At 34.5% G+C, this 25375-nt stretch carries 18 protein-coding genes and 2 pseudogenes; 2 read left to right on the forward strand and 18 right to left on the reverse strand.

Going from position 1 to position 25375, the window contains the following annotated elements; genetic code table 11:
- Window positions 1–25 precede the first annotated feature (25 nt).
- From tssM to MJX77_RS17485, 9 genes are all read right to left on the reverse strand, one after another.
- Window positions 26–3847: a type VI secretion system membrane subunit TssM gene (tssM, locus tag MJX77_RS17445; protein ID WP_252059862.1), complete on the reverse strand. Its 3822-nt coding sequence runs from the start codon at window positions 3845–3847 to the stop codon at window positions 26–28.
- Between the two features lie 30 nt (window positions 3848–3877).
- A complete protein-coding gene (locus MJX77_RS17450) occupies window positions 3878–5287 on the reverse strand; it encodes a hypothetical protein (RefSeq protein WP_252059864.1) in 1410 nt (469 codons plus the stop codon).
- Entirely contained in the window at window positions 5284–6282 is a 999-nt protein-coding gene (tssG, locus tag MJX77_RS17455; RefSeq protein ID WP_252059865.1) for a type VI secretion system baseplate subunit TssG, read from the reverse strand. The genes MJX77_RS17450 and tssG overlap by 4 nt, the downstream gene beginning before the upstream one ends.
- Window positions 6246–8057: a type VI secretion system baseplate subunit TssF gene (gene tssF / locus MJX77_RS17460; RefSeq protein WP_252059867.1), complete on the reverse strand. Its 1812-nt coding sequence runs from the start codon at window positions 8055–8057 to the stop codon at window positions 6246–6248. Before tssF ends, tssG begins: the two co-directional genes overlap by 37 nt.
- A gap of 16 nt (window positions 8058–8073) precedes the next feature.
- Window positions 8074–8550: a type VI secretion system baseplate subunit TssE gene (gene tssE / locus MJX77_RS17465; RefSeq protein WP_002048404.1), complete on the reverse strand. Its 477-nt coding sequence runs from the start codon at window positions 8548–8550 to the stop codon at window positions 8074–8076.
- Window positions 8551–8628: 78 nt separating this feature from the next.
- Window positions 8629–9132 carry an Hcp family type VI secretion system effector gene (locus tag MJX77_RS17470; protein ID WP_003651052.1) on the reverse strand — a complete coding sequence of 168 codons (504 nt, stop codon included), beginning with the start codon at window positions 9130–9132 and terminating at the stop codon, window positions 8629–8631.
- A gap of 49 nt (window positions 9133–9181) precedes the next feature.
- Window positions 9182–10663 carry a type VI secretion system contractile sheath large subunit gene (tssC, locus tag MJX77_RS17475; protein WP_013198291.1) on the reverse strand — a complete coding sequence of 494 codons (1482 nt, stop codon included), beginning with the start codon at window positions 10661–10663 and terminating at the stop codon, window positions 9182–9184.
- On the reverse strand, window positions 10656–11159 hold the full coding sequence (gene tssB / locus MJX77_RS17480; RefSeq protein ID WP_003651049.1) for a type VI secretion system contractile sheath small subunit: 504 nt from the start codon (window positions 11157–11159) through the stop codon (window positions 10656–10658). The genes tssC and tssB overlap by 8 nt, the downstream gene beginning before the upstream one ends.
- 16 nt (window positions 11160–11175) lie before the next feature.
- Window positions 11176–11865 carry a hypothetical protein gene (locus MJX77_RS17485; RefSeq protein ID WP_151822129.1) on the reverse strand — a complete coding sequence of 230 codons (690 nt, stop codon included), beginning with the start codon at window positions 11863–11865 and terminating at the stop codon, window positions 11176–11178.
- Between the two features lie 809 nt (window positions 11866–12674).
- On the opposite strand from MJX77_RS17485, the gene MJX77_RS17490 reads away from it, so the two are divergent.
- Window positions 12675–13661: a formylglycine-generating enzyme family protein gene (locus MJX77_RS17490; RefSeq protein ID WP_252059868.1), complete on the forward strand. Its 987-nt coding sequence runs from the start codon at window positions 12675–12677 to the stop codon at window positions 13659–13661.
- Window positions 13662–13978: 317 nt separating this feature from the next.
- Window positions 13979–14950, forward strand: a complete 972-nt coding sequence (locus tag MJX77_RS17495) for a formylglycine-generating enzyme family protein (protein WP_252059870.1) — start codon at window positions 13979–13981, stop codon at window positions 14948–14950.
- A 24-nt stretch (window positions 14951–14974) separates the two neighbouring features.
- On the opposite strand, the gene MJX77_RS17500 is transcribed toward MJX77_RS17495, so the two are convergent.
- The 9 genes and pseudogenes from MJX77_RS17500 to MJX77_RS17540 form a co-directional block, all read right to left on the reverse strand.
- Complete coding sequence (locus tag MJX77_RS17500; protein ID WP_252059871.1) at window positions 14975–17980, reverse strand: hypothetical protein; 3006 nt, start codon at window positions 17978–17980, stop codon at window positions 14975–14977.
- Window positions 17981–17987: 7 nt separating this feature from the next.
- Window positions 17988–20768 carry a type VI secretion system Vgr family protein gene (locus MJX77_RS17505; RefSeq protein ID WP_252059873.1) on the reverse strand — a complete coding sequence of 927 codons (2781 nt, stop codon included), beginning with the start codon at window positions 20766–20768 and terminating at the stop codon, window positions 17988–17990.
- A 345-nt stretch (window positions 20769–21113) separates the two neighbouring features.
- Window positions 21114–21452, reverse strand: a pseudogene (locus tag MJX77_RS17510) (hypothetical protein); the annotation flags it as partial.
- Between the two features lie 89 nt (window positions 21453–21541).
- Window positions 21542–22077 (reverse strand): annotated as a pseudogene (locus MJX77_RS17515) (hypothetical protein).
- Between the two features lie 78 nt (window positions 22078–22155).
- Window positions 22156–22674 carry an SMI1/KNR4 family protein gene (locus tag MJX77_RS17520; RefSeq protein ID WP_252059875.1) on the reverse strand — a complete coding sequence of 173 codons (519 nt, stop codon included), beginning with the start codon at window positions 22672–22674 and terminating at the stop codon, window positions 22156–22158.
- Window positions 22675–22997: 323 nt separating this feature from the next.
- Entirely contained in the window at window positions 22998–23276 is a 279-nt protein-coding gene (locus tag MJX77_RS17525; RefSeq protein WP_252059877.1) for a hypothetical protein, read from the reverse strand.
- Window positions 23277–23638: 362 nt separating this feature from the next.
- Window positions 23639–24049, reverse strand: a complete 411-nt coding sequence (locus MJX77_RS17530; RefSeq protein ID WP_252059879.1) for a DUF4303 domain-containing protein — start codon at window positions 24047–24049, stop codon at window positions 23639–23641.
- Window positions 24050–24422: 373 nt separating this feature from the next.
- Window positions 24423–24947, reverse strand: a complete 525-nt coding sequence (locus tag MJX77_RS17535; protein ID WP_252059880.1) for an SMI1/KNR4 family protein — start codon at window positions 24945–24947, stop codon at window positions 24423–24425.
- Between the two features lie 95 nt (window positions 24948–25042).
- Window positions 25043–25372 carry an immunity protein Imm33 domain-containing protein gene (locus MJX77_RS17540; RefSeq protein WP_062849148.1) on the reverse strand — a complete coding sequence of 110 codons (330 nt, stop codon included), beginning with the start codon at window positions 25370–25372 and terminating at the stop codon, window positions 25043–25045.
- Between the last annotated feature and the right edge of the window lie 3 nt (window positions 25373–25375).

Here is a 25375-nt window from a genome sequence, read left to right on the forward strand (position 1 = left end):
TTTCGCATAGAGGTTATTTTCCATGTCATGGTTTAACTCCCGCAGAAGACTGAGCAAGTGCTGAAACAGGATTTTCTGTTTTTGCTGGAGCTACTGCTTGAGCTGGCGCCTGCTGAGCAGACACCACGCGAGCTGCTTTGTCGGCAGTGACTTTATCCACTAGTTGCATACCTGCATAACCACGGCTTGAACCAATACTGCCTGAATTACTGCTGATCAGACGGAAATTCATTTTTACAACTAATGATGGATCAGTTTTACTACGCCAAAGCATTTCAAATCCGCCATTTTGTTCTTTACGCTGAGCACTATCGATTAAGCGGTTAATACCGTATTCACCCGGCTCATCAAAAATCGTATGCGTTTGACCTTGTAAATCTACAGCGGTAATTCGAGCACCCGGAATACTGCCTTGATTTGGCCAAATGAAGTTAACCCACTGTTGCACGCCATTTTCATAAGTCATGCGCTGACCATCAATATCCACGGTATATGAAAGCAATTGTGGATTTGGAATTGGGTAGAACTGGAAGTTAGATTGATTAGTTGCAGGTGCAGCAGGAGCTTGACTATTCAACTCACCTGTTGCCATACCATTAGATGGAGTAACGTATCTTTGGAAATTCATAACGAATTGAGGATTTAAACTAATTCCTAAATCCTTCCATGTCTTAGACGTTAATGTATAACCACGACGAATCACGAATGGATCAAGATTTTCTTTTACAAAACGAGAAATGCTGCCGTTTTCACCTAAGATTTGTCCAATTTCACTACTTGTTGCCTGCAAAGAAGCTGATGAATTAAATGGATATTTCTTAGCAAGATTTGCTGTAAATGGCTGATACGCCTGCATGACCCATAATTTATTAATTTCGTCTTGTGTAGGTGTAATTAAGCTCTCGAAAGCCTGTGTCAGTGGGCTAACTACTAATTTTTGTAGTAATCGCTGATCAATTTCACTAAAACCAACCGCCATTTTTTCATCTACAATTTTTTGCGTCTGGTTAAATACAGAAGTTTGCTCATTCAGGGTTTGCTTGACTAATGTCATCGCATTAGGCCCAACTTCCCCTGCATTCTTAAGCTCATTAAACTTGCTACGAACTAGAGCTAAATTTGTCATATATTCATCAAGTAATGATTTACCTTGTTGATCATCACGTTTGCGAACCAACTGATAGAACATTTGGTATTCTTGAGAAATAGCGCCCTGAGCATTAGTTGCCACTTGATTAGCAGCCTTATCATCATGATTTAAAACCTTACGTTTAAACCATGCAACAAATCCTTTTTGTGGAGCTGCCAACTCAGCTTGTACAACTGGATTATCCCAGTTTGTTTCAATTGCCACTCTTTCAATTAATGTTCTAATTGGAGAGTTCTGTGGCTCACCTAAAACATCAATATTTTTTACTTGCTGAGCAAATTGGCCAGCTTTAGCATAATGAATACCACTTAAGAATTTTCTCCATTCCGCAATGTATTCTTGCTTATAGAGTGCTGTCAGTTGCTTTCTAATTTGCTCTGGACTACCTGAGAAAGTTAAATCATCAGATTGACGGCTATTTAACACCCAATCTTTACTATCTGTTGGCTTATCTGCTGCTTCTTCAATTGCTTTTTCTACATAGTCATTCCATGCCTTTTGGGTAAACACACCTGGCAACGCATAACTACCTAATACAACATTTTTATTTGCTTCACCCACAATCTGACTTACTGTCAATGCTGGGAAACGTACTGCTGCACGCATTTTTATTTCGTTATAAACACGATCACGCGCTGGCATTCCTCGAACAACAGAGAGCAATACTTGACGTGTTTGATCAACAATTTGCGAATCTGCATCTAAAATTGGGAACTGTTTATCATTCGCTAAAGTCATTGCATACGACAAGATTTGTTCAGCTTCCTGAATCATATCTGCACGTGGCATTTGACCTTTATTTGCGTCCAACCAAGAACGCCAGAAACGCGTAACTTGATCACTCAGATGACTAGCATCCATGTATTGTGGATTACTCATCATCAAATATGCTTTTAATGCGTTATAAGCATCTTGAGGATTTGTGTCTGACGGTTCTAAATATTGTTGAGTCTGAGCAGTTTGCTTGATTTCAACATTCGTGTGATTCGCTTTTAAGGTTACTTCATTATTTTTTACACGTTGCAAATACTGAGCAATGTTTTGCTGTGTCGGTGTCAATACAATTTGCTTAACACCTTTTAAATATTCAGCTTTTAACTTTTCACGAAGCTCATTGCCCTGATATAAACCAAAACTAAACTTAAGTGGTCTATTTTCGTCAAACTCATCTAACTGCTGTAGACGTCTTTGAAGAATCAGTAAAGCTTCTAATTGAGTAGATAATTGCTGACCAGAAGCTCTTTCTAGTTGAACTACTTTATTTAGATCTGCTTGAACTTCACCAATTAATTGTTGGTTATTACGGTATGACCAAACCCATACGCCAAGAATAATTGAAACGCCCGCTAAAGCACCAATAAATGCAATGTAACGTTGACGTTTTCTACCCGTATTTACATGCTGCTTAACAAGATCTTTATCTTTTAAAATAACATCTGAAAATAGACCATTTAAGAAATAACCATGATTAGGCGTAATTTTTGAATGATCTTTTAAATCACTTTGAGCAATTTGAGTCAGCTGAAATTCTTGTGCGATTTGTTCTGTCATTGGACTTTCAATGACACCTTCCTGCAAAGCACTGGTGAAGTAAAACCCACGGAAAACAGGTTGAAATTGATATGGATTATCTTCAAAAAGTGTACCGATAAAGCTTTTTAAAGCTGGTTTTAATGTTTTAAATTCTAATGGGAAGGTCATTACACTTGGTGAGATATTTTGCGAATGACGGCGACTTAAATGAGTCGAACTTACCCCTTTTAGACCATCATAAAGAATGGTGTAATGTTTTTCGAACAAATCTACCGCGTTATGAGAAGAACTCTGCTCATATGGAAGCGTTGCTCCCCAAGCTTGGTTATATTCTTGAGCTTCGTAAAATTCAAAAAACTCGGTAAAACCTGCAATCAAGTCCATCTTTGAAAAGACTAAATAAACAGGTACAACTACTTCTAGACGTTCGGTTAGATCTTGAATACGAGCACGTAAATTTTTAGCTAGCTTTAACGAGTTTTCAGGACTTTGACTAATTAGCTCAGCAATACTAACAATTAAAATCAAACCATTAACCGGAGCTTTAGAACGGTTCTTTTTTAAAATATTTAAGAAACCTAACCACTCAGAATGATCTTCGCTATAAACAGAATAACGACCAGCCGTATCGAGCAAAATACCTTCTGTAGAGAAAAACCAATCACAATTTCGAGTACCGCTTAAACCAGCAGATACCATTTTTTGATGCGTTTCTTCGAAAGGAAACTTTAAACCAGAATTATAAATAGCTGAACTTTTACCCGCGGCTGGGTTACCAATAACCATATACCAAGGAAGCTCATATAGTGCAGCATTCCCTTTTTTATCACCCAACTTAGATTTACGAATCAGTTGAATTGATTCTTTCATTTGTTGACTAACAAGCTGAAGCTCTTCTTTATCTTTATTTTTGCCATATTCAGCTTGGTTGTCTTTTTCAATTGCTTCAGCTAGCTCTTCGCCCTGAGCAGCATGCTTTCTTCGTTGAATAAGCCAATAGATACCATAAACAATAAGACCCAAAGCATAGGCAGTTGCTAAAGCCCAGAATATATGACGAGGAATTGAAGTATATGAAGACATCAATGCCACGAACAATGACAAGGCGATAATTGCTTTAGGATTCGTGATGTACTGCCACAAGTAGCCTAAAATTGTATGCATTCTATTCTCGTTCTAAGTCCAAAGTTTAAATTAGTTATTCAACACCATCACATCATCTTCTGAATTTTCAGTGACACTTTGCACAAATGTATGTGCTGACACCGTATTTTCACCAAAGACAAAAGGAATGATATGTTCAGGGAAATGCATGCTCAGCATAAAGCCATAAATATCAGCTAAATGTTGGGTATGCCCTAATGAAGATTTCACATAAATATAGTGATGTGGTTCTACAGGTGTTTGAAGAAAGTGCTGCTGCAATTTTTTCGAAAATTTTATATCGGTCTGATCTGACAATATCAGCACATAAGGTTCCTCACCTTCATGCTGAGGTAAGTCATGAAATTCAAAATTAGTAAAAAGCTTTGCCGTATCTTGTTGGCCTACAACAACTTTTAGATTTTTTGTAGGTTCTAATTCTTGAATTTTTACTAAAGGATCGGCAAGTAAACAGCTTGCTGCAAATTCAGCAGGAATATAATCTTTAATCATCCAAGACTTTTCATCGACTAGATCCTGATCAATTTCGGAATCGGCTACGAGCAAAAAGAACATCTCGTGTTCTCTTTTATGAATACCCTTTAATAGGTGTATCAGCTCTTGATAAGCCAGTTGCTCTCCAAAAAAATGATATTCAATATGGATCTTTTGAGCAGGAATGCCGATCTCAGCAAAAAACTCTAAAATTAATTCATTACTTTGTTCATCATTCCAGATATGTAATAAATCCTCCGAAAGAAGGATATGTAGATTTAAGCGATTTAAACGATAAACTTCGACTATCGGCATTTGAACATCATCATATTCAGACTCAGGATCAACCCATGCCGGATGCATATGATATTCACGTGCTTGCTGCGACTCATAAAATAAAGTTGAACGTTTTAAATGCTCTGCAAGAAGATATAAGTTTTCTATATTTTGTTCTAATTGCTGTTTTATTAATGACATCATACGAACTTGTCGTGGAGATGCATACTCGCTCTCCTCATGATTATCTTCATCCAAGTCTTTAATTCGGTAAGATAAAAGAGGCAATCCGTAAGAATTTAACAGTTGATCATCCAGCTCTGGGCTTTTAAAGTTTTGTAGCTGCTCAATAATGCTTTCATTCTCACCGAGTGCATGTACAGCAAAAGAAGAGTAAATATTAAAATCTAGCTGTTCGAGTGGTGCATCAGTTACCGCAGTTTGTTTTTGGTTAGCATCACCTTTATCTTGATTTATAGCTTGTTCTTTCTTTTCTTTATAATTTTTATAAGCGCTATAAACTAACCATGGGGATAAGATCACCAAGGTAATAATTGCTGGTAATAGCAGGAAATAAAGGAAAAAATCACCCTTATCAGGGTTATATTGAACATCACGCCAGTAGAAAATAATAAATCCACTAACTAATGCAAAAATAGCGATGAACGAAAGTAATATTTTTTTAATCATATTCGCTCTCCAATAAGGCTATAGCAAGTTTCATGACTATGTACTTTCGGTTCTCGTGATATAAGAAAAGAACCTTGCCCCAAACCATTCTGATTATGGTGAGTGAGGCAAATAGGTTGTATTTCAGACTCATCTAATACGAGTCGAAGATCTATCGATAAAGTTGGACTACACCAAGTTTCTACAATTTTTTTTAGTTTTAAACTTAATTCTTGATTTGGTAAGAAACTGAGATATTGCTGACGCTTTAATGGTCCAATTTGAATTTCAATTTTCCCATCAATTTGCTGAATAGTTTCGCCACAAAATGTATTAACACCAAGTAGGCTCGGCTGAGCTCCACCTAAAGTTGTTAATTGGTCACTCGCCAACTTAAAAGACTCTTGTATGAACTCTTTAATCGTAATTTCGTGTTTAAAAATACACGACAACATCGTTTTTAATGCATGAACTGTATTATTCTGGCCCTGCATTAATCCAGAAAACTCTGCAAAATAGTCATCAAGCTCTGTTTGCTGATGTTGTGAGCGTACATAACCATTCAACGCATGCAGAATATCCAGATAATCATTTTTATGCTCGATCTCATATCGAATCGGCAAATTATAGGTAATGCTCGACTCTACATATTGAGCAGTAAGCTTATGATTAAATAAGCTCAGAAACTCTTTAGTTTCAGCTCTTTGCTGACGCGAAGCTTGTTTAATCTTGTTCGTATACGTATACGGTAAAGCACCTTGTATACCTGTAAGACCAACAATTAAATTTGTGATATAAATCCGCTCGTCCGTTAATTCTAAATTTTCAATTTCTGTAGCAGGAAAATTTAAATTAAAGGATGTCTCAAACTTAAAATGATCACTCCAAGATGTACCAACTGTGCGACTTGAATCGTGTCTTAATAGCCGTGTTGCTTGGATAAATTCAAAAGACTTTGGCTTTGTAAAGAGCTCAGCTGTTATAGAAGAGTCTTGCCACCAACGTTCTGACTGCATTGGTATAACTCCTGCTGAGATGAATAATCCTTAACAACCAAATCAACGAAACTATTAATTTGAACCTTTAAATTAAAAACACGACTTAACAATTGGCTAAAAATGTATAGGCTATGCCCTCTAAATACAGATGAATCAATTTGCAATTCCGCCTTCACACCCCTTACAAACATTGGAAAGGGCTTTCCATCTACAAGTTTGTGAGTAAGTGAAAATTCGAGATGCTTAATTGATTCAATAATTAAATAATTTTCTTTTGATAATGGTAAGTTGTATAACGCAAGTAACTCTTTAATATGAGATACCGCATCACCTTTCATTAAAGCTAAACTATTCAATGAAAGATGCGAAATAACACGCCACTGCTCACTCTGACTTTGACCAAATTGATATGGTTTTGTAGGTCTTTTTAAAACAATAGCACGGCGAGCCAAACTACTGTCATTGAGGTTCAATATATTATTAGACTGCCCCAATGCTTCATGTGGTAAGTCACGATTTGAGCATAATAATTTTGTGCTAATAAAATCCGAACGTGTTGACGAAGGATTTAGATTTTTAGAAATAATTGAATATCCCATTTCGACGAAATTGGGCTGTAATTTTTGATAGTTCACTGAATAGAAAAAACGAGCCTTATCAGCATGGTAGTGACTCATCGCGAAAAAAGGTAGCACAGGAACATAGCTTTCTTCGTGACTAGTTTTTTCACGCACCATATTCATTTCAGTAATTGAATAGACTTGATAAAACTCAGGATGATGTGCGTCTGTAATCAGCGGGTACTCTAATTGCTTGTGTACAATTTTTTGAGGTTCAGCGTATTTTTCAAATAAATTAATGACTGGTGTAGTAAACAATTTAAAATTAGCGATATTTAATTCAGAATAATTTCGGACTACGGCTTGATCATTTAAATTTAATTTAAAATGTATAAGCAGCTCAAAACCACTCTCTTCTAAAGATAGAAGCTTTAAAAAACTTAAATCGAGTTTTAGATAATTAAATTTTTCAGGAAAACAAAAATATTCCATCAGCAAACGATAAGCATGGTGAGTATGCTGATCGAGAGGCAATAGACTTTCCTGCTCTGAAAAGCCAGTTAATTCAAATGGATTTTTATTAAGCTCAACAACTTTCTGCCCTATTTTAATAGCAAAAGTTGTTCCCTTCTTAAAAATGCTGTCTAGTACTTGAAGTGGAAAATTAGAAATTGCATCTAAATAAATAGGTAGTTTTTCATCTTTTAAACATAGATGAGCATTGTTAAAAATTTCGAATTTAAAATTTAAAGTCGCATTTTGACTTAAATGCATATGTGCACTAGGTGTGCTTTTAAACTCTAGCGCTTGCAAACTTATCGGGAGTAATTTGACTTCTTGTGTAGTATTAAACTCACACTGAACCCCTTTAAAACTACGCGACTTTAAGATGGTATGTGCAGGAACAATATGCGCTTCTGTGAGCTGCTTTATCTTATTTATATCTTCGAAACTTACCACCGAACAAGCAGGAAAGTGACGTAAGTATTGAGGGAACATCACCTCAAATAGAGAACGCGTAAATACGTCATAGCTATCAGCAAGCTTTTTATCAATACGGGCAGCAATTAATGAAAACGCCTGTATAAGACGCTCAATATGCGGATCATCAATTTGCTCTTGATTTAAAGATAAGCGCTGAGCAATTTTCGGATATTTTTGTGAAAATTCACGAGATTGCTGACCAAATTCTTGTAGTTGTTTTTCGTAAAACGGTAAAAGCTCTTCTATCACAACACACCCACTACGCTTAGGTTCTCGCTGAAATTACATATTGCTGCGTTGTCGGTTTTAGCAATGCATCAAAAACGACAGGTTCATACAGTGGATGAATATTTAGATAGGCCTGAATACTTAAACATAGTGCCCCCATATTATGCCCATCTAACAACATCTCTACCCGTATTTGTCTTAATCTAGGTTCATGAGCTGCTATTGATTGTTCAATGGATTGGCAAATCTTGTCTCGATCTAGCGGATTGGCTGTAGAAAGCCCCACGAAATCAATAATCCCGAACTGAAGTATAGATTTTTTAACTAGCGGATAATCATCAACCACATGATCCAATTTAGCGACTCGACTATTCAGCAAGTCTTCTAAATCTTTTGCTACCGATTCTCTTAACTGCTGAATAGAAAGACCCTTTGCATAATCTTCACTTTCAGGAATTAAGCGATCAAACAAAGTTGAACGAAATCCATATGGATAAAGCCGATCTAAATTCATTCGAGTTCACAACAAGCATGCTTAAAGACAGCAGAGGCTAACTTTATGTCAGCCTCCACCAAATATTCACTCAAATAATTATGCTGCGTAAGAAGCAGTATTATTAGAAAGTGACCATTTCTTAGTAACAGCACCTTTAGCAGTACCGTTAATATCTTGTTGGTTATAAGTCCACTCAACAGCTGCGTATTTCAAACCAAACGCTTCAGTTGGTACACCTTCTTCGTTAACTGTTGGAGTTACGCTAGAAACTAGAACATGCTTCAATTTAATTTGTAAGTACTTGATACGTTTATCGCCATTTGCACGATAAAAATCAATTTGTACTTCATCAAATGTATAACCAGCTGAACATGCTTCCCATAATTTCGGGCTAGTTGCATCTAGGTCTTTAATAAAAAGCATATCTGAATGTTCAACACGTTCAGCAGTATGCCCACCAACACTACTTGAAGTAGCAGATTTAGGTTGACGAATGTTGTGAGACCAAGAGTTAACTTCTAACCAGCCTTTGTGCTCAGAGTCACGAGACTCGCCATCAACTTTATATTTACCGCGAAACTCAACGTATATATCTTTCATTTAGAACTTTCCTATTTGTAATTTAAAGTTATTCTTTCGCTGACCTTTATTAATTTGAGGACTGAGGTAACTCAGTAACAAGTCGCAAAGAAACTGACAACTCATCCAGCTGGAAGTGTGGTCGCAAGAAAACCACAGATTTGTAGTGACCTGGTTGAGCAGGATCCTCTACAACTTTTACAGACGCTTCGCGCAGTGGGTATTGAGCTTTCGCTTCTTGAGAAGCACCATCATCAAGTAATACATACTGTGACAACCACTCATTTAAGAATGCTTCAACATTTCCAGCAGAAGCAAAGCTACCCACTTTGTCTCTCATCATTGCTTTTAAATAATGAGCAATACGTGAAACGGCCATGATGTACTGAATTTGACTCGATAAAGCAGAGTTAGCATTTGCTGTATCGTTATCATATTTTTTAGGTTTTTGAGTTGATTGCGCACCAAAGAAGGCAGCGTAATCGGTATTTTTACAATGCACTAAAGGAATAAAGCCCAAATCGCTTAATTCTTTTTCGCGGCGATCAGTAATCGCAATTTCTGTTGGGCACTTGAATACCACTTCGCCATCTTGTGTTTTAAACGTATGAACAGGTAAGCCTTCGACTAAACCACCGCCTTCAACACCACGAATTGCAGCACACCAACCATGCATATCAAATGCATTTGTTAAACGAGTACCGAAAGCATAAGCAGCATTCATCCACAAATACTCATTATGGTTTGCACCCGAAACATCTTCAGCAAAGTTAAACCCTTCTGTAGCTGTTCCTTCCTTTGGATGATAAGGAAGACGACCAAGCACATGCGGCAAGGTTAAAGCGACATAACGAGCATCTTCACTGTCACGGAATGAACGCCATTGAACATATTCAGCTGTTTCAAAGATTTTTGACACATCTCTAGGGCGGTCAATATCTGTAAATGATTCAAGACCAAGAATGCTTGGACTAGCCGCCGAAATAAACGGTGCATGAGCCGCTGCAGCGACATGAGAGATTTGCTCAAGCAAATACATATCAGAAGGCGTGCGATCAAACTCAAAATCACCAATCAGTGCTGAATATGGTGCACCACCAAAAGATCCATATTCTTCTTCATAGATTTTTTTGAACAAAGTACTTTGATCAAAGTCTGTAGCACCTTGAAAATCTTTAACCAGCTCTTTTTTAGTCGTATTTAACATACGAATTTTAATGAGGGGATTAGAAGGTGTTTCTTGACAGAAGTAGTAAAGACCACGCCAAGTTGACTCAATCTTTTGGAATTGTTCATTGTGCATGATCTGACTTAATTGATTTGAAATCAGTGCATCAATTTCCGCAATACGCTTATCGATTGATAAGGTCATATTTTCAGAAACTGTAATTGTTCCTGCCATTACTTCTTTGGCAAGTTCACCGATTAAGCTTTTTGCACGCGAATGTTCTTCTTCATTTCGGGCAATACGGCTTTCTTCAACAATCGAATCTAAAAGATTAACTTGTTCATTTTCAACAAGAGGCATTGCTGCCGATTGAGCATTATTCATGATCAGCCTCCGCACTTAATTTACGGATTTGATCAGTACTCTTAAGCACTTCATCAAGTAGGTCTTCTAAACGCTCACTGTTAGAAATCTTATTTCTTAGATCTGTTAAACGCTCACGTGCTTCAACGAGTTTCTTTAATGGATCAACCTGTTGAACAACATTTTCTGGGCGAAAATCTTCCATTGACTTAAATGTTAAATCAACTGCAATTCTCCCACCCTCTTCAGTCAGCGTATTATCTACTTGAAAAGCAGCTCTTGGAGACAATGACTCCATAACTTCATCAATATTATCTAAATCGACATTAATGAATTTTTTATCTTTTAATTTTGTACGTTCAAGCTCAGAAGCTGCCGAAAAATCACCCATCACACCAACAACAAATGGTAGTTCCTTCGCTTCTTTTGCATCACCAATTTCGACATCATATGTAAGCTGAACACGTGGAGGTCGAATTCGCTGAAGCTTCTTTTGTACGCTTTCTCTCTTAGCCATAAGATTCTATTCCTGATTATTTAATTAAAGGGTCAAAAGGCGAACTTTTTGATTTATTAACATTGGCTACAGGGGCAGTTTTTGGTTTAACCGCAGTTGCTTTTGCTGGAGTTGCTACTCGTTTTGTTGCTGCTCTGGAAGCAGTAACTCTGTTGCGTGTTACAGTTTGTTTTTTATAACTTCTTCTTTCATTATCAACTGAGCCACCTTCTGTAGCCGCCTTAACATTTGAAGTATCTGGCGCAGGCATTGAAGTATGGATATTTTCAATTAATTGTTTAGCAGGTGGATAAGTTACATCGTTGCTTAAATAACGCATTTCCTGACTTCGCATTTGCTGCAAAGAGTTATTTGCAATGCTTACACCAGATAAAAATAAAACATCTGTTATTAATGAACCGCGTATATTTTGACTTTGCAATTGACTTGCCAAATTTAATGCTTTAACTGGTTGATTGGTTTGATAAAAACGCATAGCTGCTTTAGCTAATAAATCATTTTTTTGAGTCGTATTATCACTATCACAAACTTGTTTAAAAATATTCAATAGCTCAGGGTCATTCTGACCTTCTGCTAAAGGATTTTTTTTAATACAACTTTTTTTAAGTTTTACAGGCTCTAGTTCTGCTGCATGAGCACCTGATAGACCGATAATGTTTCCAGTCAGAGAAAGTATCAAAATACTTCGTTTCAACACAACTTTCATTCCTCTGTTTTCTTATTTATTCAAGGCTTTACTGAAAAGTTAATATTTATAAAACATTAAAAAATCAGTCTAAAAACCTTATATTCAAAAAATTTACGCGCAGTTTATCATATAAACAAACATATTTTATATAAAAATCATATCAACTTAAACTAAAAGTAAATAGTTAAGATGGTTATAAAATATAGCTTAATAAAGTTATTCTTATAAAAATATAATATTGTTATTTTTTGTAATTAAAAATAAATTATTGATTCTTATGCATTAAATAAAAATTAAAACTAATTTATAAATTATTATAAATATCATTCATTTAGTTTTTATGAAACATTTGCTTAACAATATTTAAGTTTATATTAACCAGAAGGTATTTCTATTTGGTTATGAACACATCATCAAAACGTAAAGTAAAAATTAAATTGCAAAAAACACAAAACTTGTCAAGACTAATCTGTCTATCTATTATACTTATTTATATAAATTTAATTTTCTAGCTAAAGGTTAAAAAGTGCCACACCCTGCCCTAAGCATGCTTTTTCGACAAATTATCAAAAAAATAGAAGAAAAAATTTAAGTTTGTTTTTGTAAAAGTATGATAAAAAATTATAGACTCCTCTTTTAAATAGCCAATAGGTTCATATCTGACTCCCCCCCCAAAAGATCATCTAATCTATATTTCACTTATAAAATATCTGAGTTCATTTTAATTTTTCATAAACTCTAATGACTATTCACTGAGTTGAATAACAAAACCGCTCTTTATATCTTTTACATCTCTTACTAAAATAGTTTTATCAATATTCAACGTAATGATTTCCAACAAAATGATGAAACAGAATATAGCTATTGTTTTATTTTCAAGCCTTGCTTTAAGTGCGTGTGCTAAATCATCAAATAATACACAGCAAATACAAACCCCAACAACCAACCAAAATCTCTCATCCGAACAACAAAAGAAGTTGCAACAACTACTTGATAAAACAAAAAAGAATCTTGTGGAAATTAAGGGTGGTACTTTTATGATGGGAGATTTTGGTGAGCAAAAAAGCCCAGATAAATTACCATATGATAGTAAGGCCGATAGCAAACCTTTACACAAAGTCACTTTAGACAATTACGCATTAAGCGCAACAAAAGCAACTTATGCTGACTTTGATGTATACACCGAAGTTACCGGCCAGGAAAAAATTGGGAAGTTTGATGAATTATCAATTCAGGATCGAATTCCCAATTCAGCAGCAGGAGTAAATTGGCAGCAAGCCCGAAATTATTGCCAATGGTTAGGAAAACAACTGAATTTAAAAATAGATTTACCCACAGAGGCTCAATGGGAATATGCCGCACGAAATCGAGGACAATACACTCTTTACCCTACAGACAATGGTAAAATTGATATTGGTAGAAATGTTTGGAGTTTTGAACAACGTCAAAAACAGCAAAATAAATTAAACGCTTTTAGAAATATTCCTGAGTTATTAAAGTTTCCTGCAACTCCTTTAGGCCTTTACGACATGATTACTGATAATTATGAATGGATGCTAGATTGGTATGATCCACAGTATTACAGTAAATCTCCTGAAAAAAACCCTCAAGGTCCTACAAATGGTACTCTCAAAGTTGTACGTAGCTCAACTCCTTCTGAGGGGCAGACTCTGCAAATGTTTGGAGGTTTCACTTTCAGTAGACATGCTATTCATCCTATCGAAGATCCCAAAGCCGCTAAAGATGAATTGACAAAGAAACATCATCTTGATTTAAATCAAAATAATTCTGTCAGATGTGCGGTTAATTATTAGCAATTTGATTAGGCAAATATATAATTAAACTTTATATATTTGCTTTTCCAATATTCCCTTCTTGGGTAAGAACATTTAGGTTACCCACCATTAGTACAACCACTTATAAATCATCTATAATTACTTGTAGTATCCAAAGTTATCTAAACTATTAAAAAATAGGAAAAATTTATTACAGACACTTGGTGAATGAAATGATTACTCTCTAAAGAAATTATATTATTTCTATACCTAAATAAAAAAAACTCTATTTATATCTCTTATGTCTATCACTAAAATAATCACATCACCACTCAACTACATAATTTTTAAATAAGATGATTAAACAAAATTTAGCCATCATTCTACTTTCGAGTATTACGTTAACTGCCTGTGCAAAATCAACAAATAATACAGAGCAAACACAAGCATTTGCGACCAAACAAAATCTCTCATCAGAGCAACGAAAGAGGTTGCAAAAACTACTTGATAAAACGAAAGAAAATATTGTAGAGATTAAAGGAGGTACCTTTATGATGGGAGATTTTGGTGAGCAAAAAAGCCCAGATAAATTACCATACGATAGTGATGCAGATAGCAAACCTTTACACAAAGTCACTTTAGATAACTATGCATTAAGTGCAACAAAAGCGACGTATGCTGATTTCGATATATATACCGATGTTACTGGGCAGCAAAAAATTGGAAAGTTTGATAAGTTCTCAATAAGTGAGCGAGTTCCCACTGCGGCGGCTGGTATTAATTGGCAACAAGCCCAAAATTATTGCCAATGGCTAGGAAAACAACTTAATTTAAAAATGAATTTACCTACTGAAGCACAATGGGAATATGCAGCAAGAAATCGTGGACAATACATTCTTTACCCTACAGATAATGGTAAAATTGATATTGGCAGAAATGTTTGGAGTTTCAAACAAAGACAAGAACTAATAACAAAATATAAAACTGATGAGAAAATACCAGAATTGCAACAATTTCCAGCTACCCCTTTAGGGCTATATGACATGATTACCGATAATTATGAGTGGATGTTTGATTGGTATGACCCACAGTATTATAGTAAATCTCCAGAAAAAAACCCTCAGGGTCCTAAAACAGGAACTTTGAAGGTCGTAAGAAGCTCAGAGCCGTCTGATGGTCAGAACTTACACATGTTTGGAGGATTTACCTTTAGTCGCCATGCGATTCATCCTGTAGAGGATCCCAAACTATCTAACAACCCTGATATTAAAAAATATAACATAGACTTAAATCGATTTAACTCTGTTCGATGTGCGGTTAATTATTAGAAATTTGATCAAGCAAATATATAATTAAACTTTATATATTTGCTTATCCATTATTCCATTATCTTGATCAAACGGCGCCAAAATATTCAAGTTACTCGCTATTAGAGCAACCTCTTCTGAATCGCTCCTAATTGCTTGCTGTATCTGGAGCTGTTTAAAACGCATATCATCCTGATTTTTTACCAACATATAATTCAAAGAACCTGCTATTTTTTTTGCTCCTTTACGATATTTTAAATAATCCTGAAGCCATATATTAATTTGCGTACCTTTATATTCGACACCAGAATTTAAACAACGGATTATATCTTCAGCGTACTTTTCATCACTTCCATAATTAAGAAAGCGAATAATATCTCCTTCCACTTTACCCAATTGAGTTTGAGTAAGCTTATTACCACGTGGATGAATATGCTGAATCGTATTTTCCCACTCTTCTGTAGAAATACATGTTTTAAAAATATTGATTACTGCTGTCTTACGAGTGGGGAAAAATTCAATTTTCATATCTGAAAATTTAATATTCATATCAAAAATAGGAGCGGTTCTATCTGTCCAATGAGTTACCGCATATAATAATATTCCTTTAGTCTCAGGTGTAGCATACAATAACTCTTTCTTCCCAGAACTAGAATTAATATTTTGTGCAGTTTTATAACGCCCTTGATCAATATCTAGTCTTCTAATCCAGTCTCCATATGAAGCTGCAATTCTATTTATATCATCAATTATTGGATGATTCTCGCCTATACAATAAGCCAGAACTTGTGCGGCCAACAAAAATGCCGCTTCATTTATATATAGTAGTGTCTTAAATCCTGCATGAGCAACTTGTGATTTAACAAAACCAAGATAACTCAATAAATGCTCCGTGCCCACAACAAATGATGCAACTCCTTTTGCTCCCACGCCCCAACACAAATGAGCTGCTACTAATATTTTAAAATTACCTGAACCAGGGTCATAACCAATTTGAAATTGACCTTGCGCACCTGCCCCCATACTAACTCCCCCCCCAGCTGCAGCTGAAGCGATTGCCACAAACTCACCTTCACCACTACTATTACCTTTAGGCTTAAACCACTCTATAGCGCCTTTAAGTAAACCTTGTATTTGAGCTCCAGCAAATGCATTAATACCAATATTGCCTTGATTCTGCGCATTTTCCTGATTATCACCAATTATTTTCAAACTTCCTTGCGCAGGTTGAAACATAGGCTTTTTATTACGATCTACCATCTGACTCATTGATCTTTCTGGTGGTCTTACCGCAGCCTTTATGACCTGAGTTGTGCCTTGATAAGAAATATCAACGGATAGATTACCAGCGATCCCTAAATTTGCTCCTGAAAAACCAGATATCTCAGCACCAATTAAAAAACGGATTGTTCCTAAATCATAGTTATCATATTCAAGTTTCCAGCCTGTTTCACAAGGATAAAATTTACGCCATTCTTTCACTCCTTCAAATAGTGTCCATTTAGTCGACATATCTCCAGAAGCCTTAATGCTTACCCCTTTGGGCGCAGCACTTATTGAACCTTCTCCGCTTGCTCCAGCGACCATGCGCATCCATTGTGCTTCTTGGGTAACCGTAATATCTCTACTATTTTTGTATTCTTCTGCAATTTCCCCTCCCAAACCTCCTATTAGGTTATAAACAGCCTTCTCATCACTTCCAACACTCCCCTTTGCTGTCAAAAGTTGCTGGGAAAGTTTTTCAAAACTACTACGGATTTGTGCAGGTTGTTGTACTGTATATTGATTCGCAGTTACATCCACATTTGTCTGAGGATTCCTACGCTTTGCTTTTAACTCCTCATATTCAGTAACTTTTAAATAACGTCGTTTTAAATTATATTTAGATGCTTGTTCGTTTGTTTTACCTGTGCTCTCCACTACCCATACTTCTCTTAAATCAGCTCTTTGCTTAAATTCACCATTAATCTTTTCAATGGCCTTTTCCTGATTTATATTTAAACGCTTTTCCAATTCTTTAATTTCTTCCAAATCACGACTTTGGATTGCTTGCGTTAGATCTTTATTAGACTTGTGAACTTCCTTTACTGCATCAGATAATATCTTAGTTTTTTTATCAAATTCAGCATAGACTGCAGGCGGCAACACAAGAACTTCATTGGTACACGGGTTAATCACAATAGGTGGTTTTTGTCTTGCACCCATATTTTCCTTATGATTAATATCCGGTTGAGTTACCGCTGTGGAAGTAGGAAAAATAATCTGATAAATAACTTGTTTGTCTACACAAGTTATTGGTTCATACCATTCACTATTTTTTTTACTAGATCCTAAAGTATATGTAACTCTACTCTTCAAATGCGTATAAGCTAATTGAGTATAGCCTTTTTTATCAGGTGGGCCAGGTTTCAAATTAACCAAGGGCTTATCCTGACCTTGTCCAAAGATTTGATAATCTATAATTGGAATCCCATTCCCTGCACTATCAATAAATCGATATACAGCATAGTTTTTAAACTTAAGATATTTTGTTTTTTTTACAATATGAGTATTCTTCTTTTTATATTCCTCATAAGACATATTAATTCTTTCATTTAATTCTTCTGCTAAATCTAAAGGAAAAGTTGGTTGTATTTTTGATAAATTAAAAAAGTTTTTTTGTTTAACTGATTTAGCATTTTTTCTTAGCTCTTCTAAATCTTTATTTGCTTTGCTCTGCTTGAGCTCATACTGAGCTTTTGTTAAGAACAAAGTATTTTTCTTAAGGCTTATGGCATTTACTTCAATTATATTACTTCCTTCAGCCAAAATAGGCTTTATAGTCTTCTTAGGGCTGAGAATAGTTTCATGCCCCTCAACAAAAATATGCAATTTTCCATTTTGATTTAATGGAATTGGTTTTGTTTGTCCTTTTGGGTTAGTAGTGCCCTTATAAGTCTCTTTCGTCCCATCTTCACAGAAAAAGATTATGCTGTATTTTACATTTGGTAATTCTTTATTTCTTTGATTATAAAAAACTATTGTATATTCAAACGTAGTATAAGGAGTCATTATATCTCTAACCTTTTGCCGCTAGTTTATATTTAGAAGCATTTTCATCACTAATATGAATGGAAATTTGTTCTGAGCCATCAGTTTCAAATCTTTGAGTTAAACCTTGGGCATTAGTTCGCCCCTTTTGCCGGCTACCATCCATTCTAAAAGCAATATACTCTACATTTTTCGCTGGCTTTCCATCTAAATCAGTAATTTCAAAAGTCAAATAATAAGGCTTATTTTCCTGCTTTTTAGGAGGAGTAACTTGTTCTCCCCCCATAAACAAATGCTGCCCTGCTTTCACCTCAAGCTTACCGCCCGTAACAGGGAAAATACCTGAACCATTTAGCTTTACTTGAGACCCATTTGCAGTCAGATTAATTTCAGTTGGACTAGTAATAAAAACCGTGTCTTCGGTTGAAGTAATTTGCACGCCCTTTCGAGCAATCACATCCAAAGCATCACCTTGGGCCTGAATTTCTAGTTTACCTTGACCAGCAAAAATCCGAGCATCTTCTTGCGCGGCAAATAGACTTATTTTTTGACTCGCATGACTCACTATATTCTTTTGCGTACTAATATTAATACTATCTCCAGCACTTTGAGTGAGCTGACCATTTGCACTGAGATGTATATCTTCATTACTACTTACAGCAATACTTTTTGGAGATGCTAACACCATCACTGCTGATTGAAACTCAGCAGCTTTTTTAGGGTCTTCTTCTTTAAGAAGCTCTAAAAAAGTCTGAATATTCTCAAGCATATCTAATGGATCAGTTTGCTGGTTTTTAGCAACTTCACTGAGTGCCTTGGCATTATTTATGCTGCCTTCTATTTGTTGTTTTGCTTCATTTGCATCTAGGTGTCCACCTTGAGCTTGATCCTGCTTGTGGGTACTAAGGAGTAAACCACTGCCAGCTCGAACTGCCCCCCACTGGTCTGTTCTAAGTTCGAAACCTTCACCACGGCCATCACTTTCCGGCTTGTCTTTTGGATGGCTTAAGTTACCTAAGTTTAGTTGGCTTACCGCATGGCTACTTTTTAGTTGGGCACTGATTTGCCCTGTGGTGTCATCAAAGCGTAGCTGGTTAAAGCCCTTACCGTCGACTTCTTCGGAGCGGATGCCACTGAGTTTTTTAGTATCAGGTAACTGCCCTTTCTGGTCGAATTGCGTTGGGTGACGTTCAGCCTCATGAATACGACCCACCACAAACGGGCGGTCAATGTTGCCGTCAAAGAAGTCGATCACCACGATCTCGCCCACGCGAGGCAAGAAACGTGCGCCATAACCCTCACCTGCCCATGGGGTGAGTACATCGACCCAAGCCGAGTCGGTGTCAGTGTCATTACTTCCTGCTCCACCATCATGGCTATGGTCGTCAGTTCGGGTAAATAGGAAGCGAACTTTAATGCGCCCCCATTGGTCAACATGGATACTTTCGCCTTCCAATCCCACTACTCTAGCGCGCTGCGGGTAAGCGGCTGGACGGTGCTCTAACGGATGATACTCAGGAACAGTTTTAATATTTCTACGCGACAAGATGAGCTGATTACCCTGACGTTCAGTCTGGTCATTTAGCCCTGATTGATTGTTTTGCCATTGGCTTTGACTAAAAAGTTGATTGATTTGCTGTTGTAAATCTTTAGGCAAATTATTTTGCAAATAGAAGCTTTTCCCAATAATCAGAAATTCTTTGTCTGATCCGCTATGAGTATCTATTTCAGGATGTTCATCCAATTCAAACCAATAGCCAACTTGCGCATCACGTACCGTAGTTTGTGCATGGAAATATTTTGATTGAAATGCGTAATAATCAGATAGATTTTGATTGAGTTTTTCTAGCTGCTGGTGACCCGATGCAGTGGCTTGGTCTTCCCCCTTTAAGTCTTGCATCCAAGCAGGGCTGACATGCCATGCATGTTCTAGACTTAAACTCGCATTATCCTGATTAGCACTATGACTATGCTTTGACTGAACACTACCCATGCCTTCTTCTTGACTTAAAGCATCAGCCTGCCAGCGTTGTACATGCACGGCTGTAGATTGCAAGCTTCGAGTTGGCACAAGACTCGTCATACTGTCTTGTTGTTCAACTGCGCTACTGCGGTGATAACGGATATTTCTTCGGTCTAATGCTAAATATGATTCATTACTATCAATTAAACGTAACTTTTGTGATTGAATCTCATCCGAGCTATCAGCGGCCCAAAGCTGAGCTTCATCAACCAACCAGTTAATGCCTTCACTACGCCAAAGTCGAGTTAAAAACTCATAATCCGTTTCGTTACTTTGCATGACAAAAGGTCGAACATCGTAGTCTTGGCTTAGGTTTTTTAAATCTAAAGTTAAGCCAGAAGCAAACAACGGGCTTTTGTTCTGCCACTCAGTAAATAGAATTTCAGTAATGTCCCGTACACTTTTATTCATAAAAACACGGCTATTTCGGCGTTTATGCCATAGCGCGGTCGGATCTTGTAATCTCAGTTTATACAATGTTAATGAACCATCACTCTGCCCCTGACTGGCTTCGGTAATAATTCCGGTAGTTCTATATAACTGCCCCTGATCAGTTACTTGATCGACTGCAACCTGACATCCAATAAATTGTTTTAATGAAATATGGGCATTGGTAGAAAGACAAAATAAATCGGCAGTCAGTCCTTCATTTAACTGATGCTGCCCTTCAATACTTTGTAAAAAGACTTGAGTATTCAACGATGGATTAGAAAACTGAACATAAAGCACGCGTTTTTGCGAGCTGATACCCAAATCTTCTAGAATTCTATGTATATGAGATAACATCTTTTTTATGAAAACTTTGTCAGGATTGGCATTATTTTATAAAATACAGAAACATCTGTCTATTTTGTAAAGGAAAACTTAACCATATGAATACAAGAGTGGATGAAGATGACGAACGTAATAAAGATATAAAGTGAATTAAAAACTTATGCTATTAATTCACTTTTAAAAGTTATTAATATTTTAGTATTCTAAGAAATTCATTTTTAATTTAAATTTATTAATAGTATCTACAAATTTTTTGCTCATTACGTAGATATAAGGTTTATCACTATCTCTAGCAATAAATAAGTCATCGACTACAAGATCATTCTTTATAAAGTCATCTTCATCTAATAAATTATTTTTTCTTTTAATATACATGGCATAAATATCTGCTTCTTGATTTCTTACATAACATTGATAGAAATCACATTCGTATGCAATAATTTCCTTCATTTCATTAAAAAATCTTTTTGAAAAAAGTAAAATTCCTGAAGATGAATAATAAAAATCCGTATCCAATATTTCATTCAATTGATCATAAAAAATATTGTCATAATCTAAATTTATTCTAGGATTTTTTAAAAATTGATTACTTAAGTCAAATTTAAAATAGTCAACAATAACTTCTTGCTTCCCTTTCAAATCAAAAGAAAAATCTCTATTAATATACTCAGACGGATAAATTGTATAAAAGCTCACAAATCCACCTTTTAAAACACCTTATTTTAAAGTAGTACTTCTAAATAAATATATAGAAGTACTACTTATTTTTGAATTGCACTTACACTTTAACCATAAAAAAATTCTATAAAATACTCTACATCTAACAATACTTTTTCATTTATAAGAATTTTCTTTAACTCTTCTAAAAAACCTGTCTTATACCCTCCATTTTCACCTCTAGGGTTAGAGTCATATAGGTCAATAATTAAATTCTGCACAATATTAATTTGCGAAAAAAATCAAATAAATTTTTAGCAATGATATGTAATTCATCACCTGAAATACATGCTCCTACCTCGCCACTATTATGATTTATATATACGATATTTACATCATGCTGTGTTAAGAATACTGTAGCACTTTCCCCATCGAATATATCTTCAAACATATATTGAATATTGTCTAACGAATCTTTTCCTAAAAAATCATTTATATTCCCTCCTAGATCAATATTAAAATCATTTTCAGGAATACAATTTAAATAGCTTTTAAATAGATCATCATTAACAGAATTATCCTGATCAATAAGAAATCTTTCACCATAAATTATTTCATTAGATTTATCAACTTCCTCAAATAATTTTTTAAAACAAACCTGCACTATTAAGACTCCCTATTTAATACAATTAAATAGTATCAAATATTTTTATCTAAAAACCATCAAAACCCAACACAAAAACTAAAAATATTCAAAGGGATATCTTTGATATAAACCTTCATTAATAGAATTGACTAATTTCTTAAATTGATCTTGTTCAACTTTATTAAGCTCTTCATTTATATCCAATTCTCCTTCAAGTTGTTGATAAAAAAATGCCATATTAAGAAAGTCTGCAAAAGTAATTCTCATATCTATAAACTGATTAATATTCAAATACTCGCCTTGGTTATGATCATAAAACAAGATATTATTTTTTTCCTTACCTATAAACCATTCATCACCTTGACCAGTACGACCAATTATCCAAACTTTCTCACAAATTTCAGGATAATTTTCATGAAGATATTGATTTTCTTTTAATGCTGTTTCATATCCAAAAATTATAATATCGGGTGTAATCTCTATTTTTCTAAATTTACCTAAAAAAGACAAATAATTATCATCAAGCTGAGGTAATTTGCTAAATTTCTTTATTTCGCTACTTCTTTCAATTAATTTTGCTTTAATTTCTTGATCTGTCATTAATTTATCAAACATTTCATATACCTTTTAACTTACTGTAATTGACAAAAGTTTGCACCCTTAACAGCTGTAGCATTGTGCTTTCCAATACGCTCTTTCCTTGCTAATGCTCTCAAGCGTTGTTCCAAAATTTCCTTTGATTCAGCTTGTGATAAATTCATAGCTTCAACTTGATTTAAAATTCCTCCCCAAGTTTTATTCCAATTCTGACCAGTACGCGAACTGTTAGTATGAATACCTGAAGATTTAGTATGCTTTTCTTTTGGAAGATTATAATAAAAAGCCTCATTTGTTTAATAATGAGGCTTTATTTACGTCTTGAAAATTACTTCACAATACTATTCATTAGAAAAAACAACCAACTTTCCTTCTGGCAAATGACCACTCCAACCACATGGAAACCCACCATTTAAATAGACTTCAAGAATTTTTTTCCAGATTTCTGGGAAAAAATCATTCGCATAACACTGAAAAATAATCCCTATATCTCTATACATTAATTCAGTAAGTATACAAGCTTCCCCATAAACCCATTTTTCTTTAGCACCATTAAATTCTTTTTGTTCAAAAGCAAAATAATTATTCTGTTTTAACTTATATTTAATTTTATCACTCAATTCAAAATCATCTGGAAATACGTTGGGCGTATCCGTTACAGTTTCCCACTCATCTGAAATGGTTTATTAAAAAAATTTCCTTGTTCTAAGAATGAAATAAAATCACTAGCATCTTTAGTCACTTGATCCCAACTTTTCATTTATTTACTCATACTAACCTATATAAAACACCCTATTATTGAAAAATCATAATAAAACTATTTATTCAAAATTAAGGGTGTCTTTCAATATATTAAAATTATTTTTTTATCTCTAAAAAATCTTTTAGATTTTTGGTTAAAGTATTAATTTCTTTTGCAGTGGATACCTCTATATCAGGATTTCCTAAGATAGATACAAAGAAAACAATTTCTTCAATACTTTTACCCATTTTTTTTTATTAATTTATTTTTTGCCTCTTTTAAAGCATATACATAGAGCTCTAAGTTTTCCTTAAATTCTACATCATAATCAAATCCTTTCTGAAACTTTGGAGCAATATCATTCTCATAATGTTCCATTATAATCGGAGTAAAAGCTCTAACTCCAAAAGTATCATCATCACTTAAGCCCTGCATCCATGAATGTGGTTCCCACTCAACTCCTGCATGTACACTATTTCTAGTACGTTCTGTAGATATCATTATATAATTTGTCAAAGCATCATCGTCAGTAATTAATGCTAAAGCATATATTTTATCTTCATCTTTATTATAATTTTCGTAAAGAACTAGAAACTCATCCACAATTAAATTTACTAACTTTTCTGAATATAACTTATGCCATGAATCCATTATCTATAACGTCCAAAAACTTTTTGCCCAATAATTTGTAATTCCGCACGTATCAATACTTTTGACTGAGCTACAGTAATTTGTCCACATTTTATACCCGAACTAATTTGTTTATCAGCTTTAGTTAACTAAACAGATACTTTTTTGCCTTCCTTTCAAATCACAAGAAAAATCTTTAAGAGTATACACAGAGGGCTAAATGATATAAAAACTCACAAATTAACCTTTAAAGTAACTAGTTTTTAAGTAGTGCTTCTAAGCAGTCAAATTAAAAGCACTACTATTTAAATAATATTTTATAATTTATTAATAAAACTTTAAAATCACTTTACACTTAATATAACTTTCTTATCAGAACATATCAAATTAAAAATCAATCATGTAATTTATCTAAAAACTCATTGAATGAGTTAGATACTTTCTTCAACTCATCTTTTTCATGAAAGAATATAAAGATTGCACCATAATCACTATCATTAATGATTAAATTTATTAAAATATAATCCCCATTCACTGTGTCACCTATTGAAAAATATCCCACAAGAAAGGAAATTACAGAATTATTATTGTTTTCAAGGGTGTACATTTCAACCTTAGAGTACAATGTAAAAAAATGTCCTATAACAATATCCTTTTTCTTTGTAAGATCAAAAATACTCTTTGAAGGTACTCCACCATTCGTTTCCAATAAAAAATTCTTATATTCTTCCGTAAGAAGCAAATTATATTTATCCTCAAGATCTTTAAGCATATTAATATCAACAACAGAAGGATTTTTATATTCTTCTGTTAATGCTTTTTTTAATTTTTTATCATAATTAATACCAATAAATGAGAGCGACTGTAATTGCTGTTCGCTTTTAGCAATTTTATCAAACTCTATATTTCTATATTCCATACTTAAATTACTTAATTATTTGCAGTTATATACTATAAAGTTTTCATAAAAAAACTAATAAATATCTTTATAAGTTAAAAATTTAAATTGAGTTTCTACTCTTCCTTCCATACATCTTCGTAACCCTGTTTATCTATTACAAATCTAAACCCTTCTTCCAACGCCAAATAAGGAATAACTTCGGGAAGATAATTTTCTAAATGAGATATATGTATTGGTTTAAAGAAATCATCATCTTCAGAAAATTCTCCACAATAAAAAAACCATGAAATATTTTCCCCCTCTTCTAATACATTACGTATTCCCGTAATTGGTATTTTTCCTAATGAATCCAAAGCTACAGCAACCATTTCATTATCCAAAGGTTGAACAAATTTAGAATTAAATTTTTCACATATATTTTTTTGCATTTCAATTACAGACATATT

Origin of the sequence: Acinetobacter sp. AHP123 (assembly GCF_023757925.1) — a bacterium.
In the GTDB taxonomy this organism is placed as follows: Bacteria; Pseudomonadota; Gammaproteobacteria; order Pseudomonadales; family Moraxellaceae; genus Acinetobacter; species Acinetobacter oleivorans.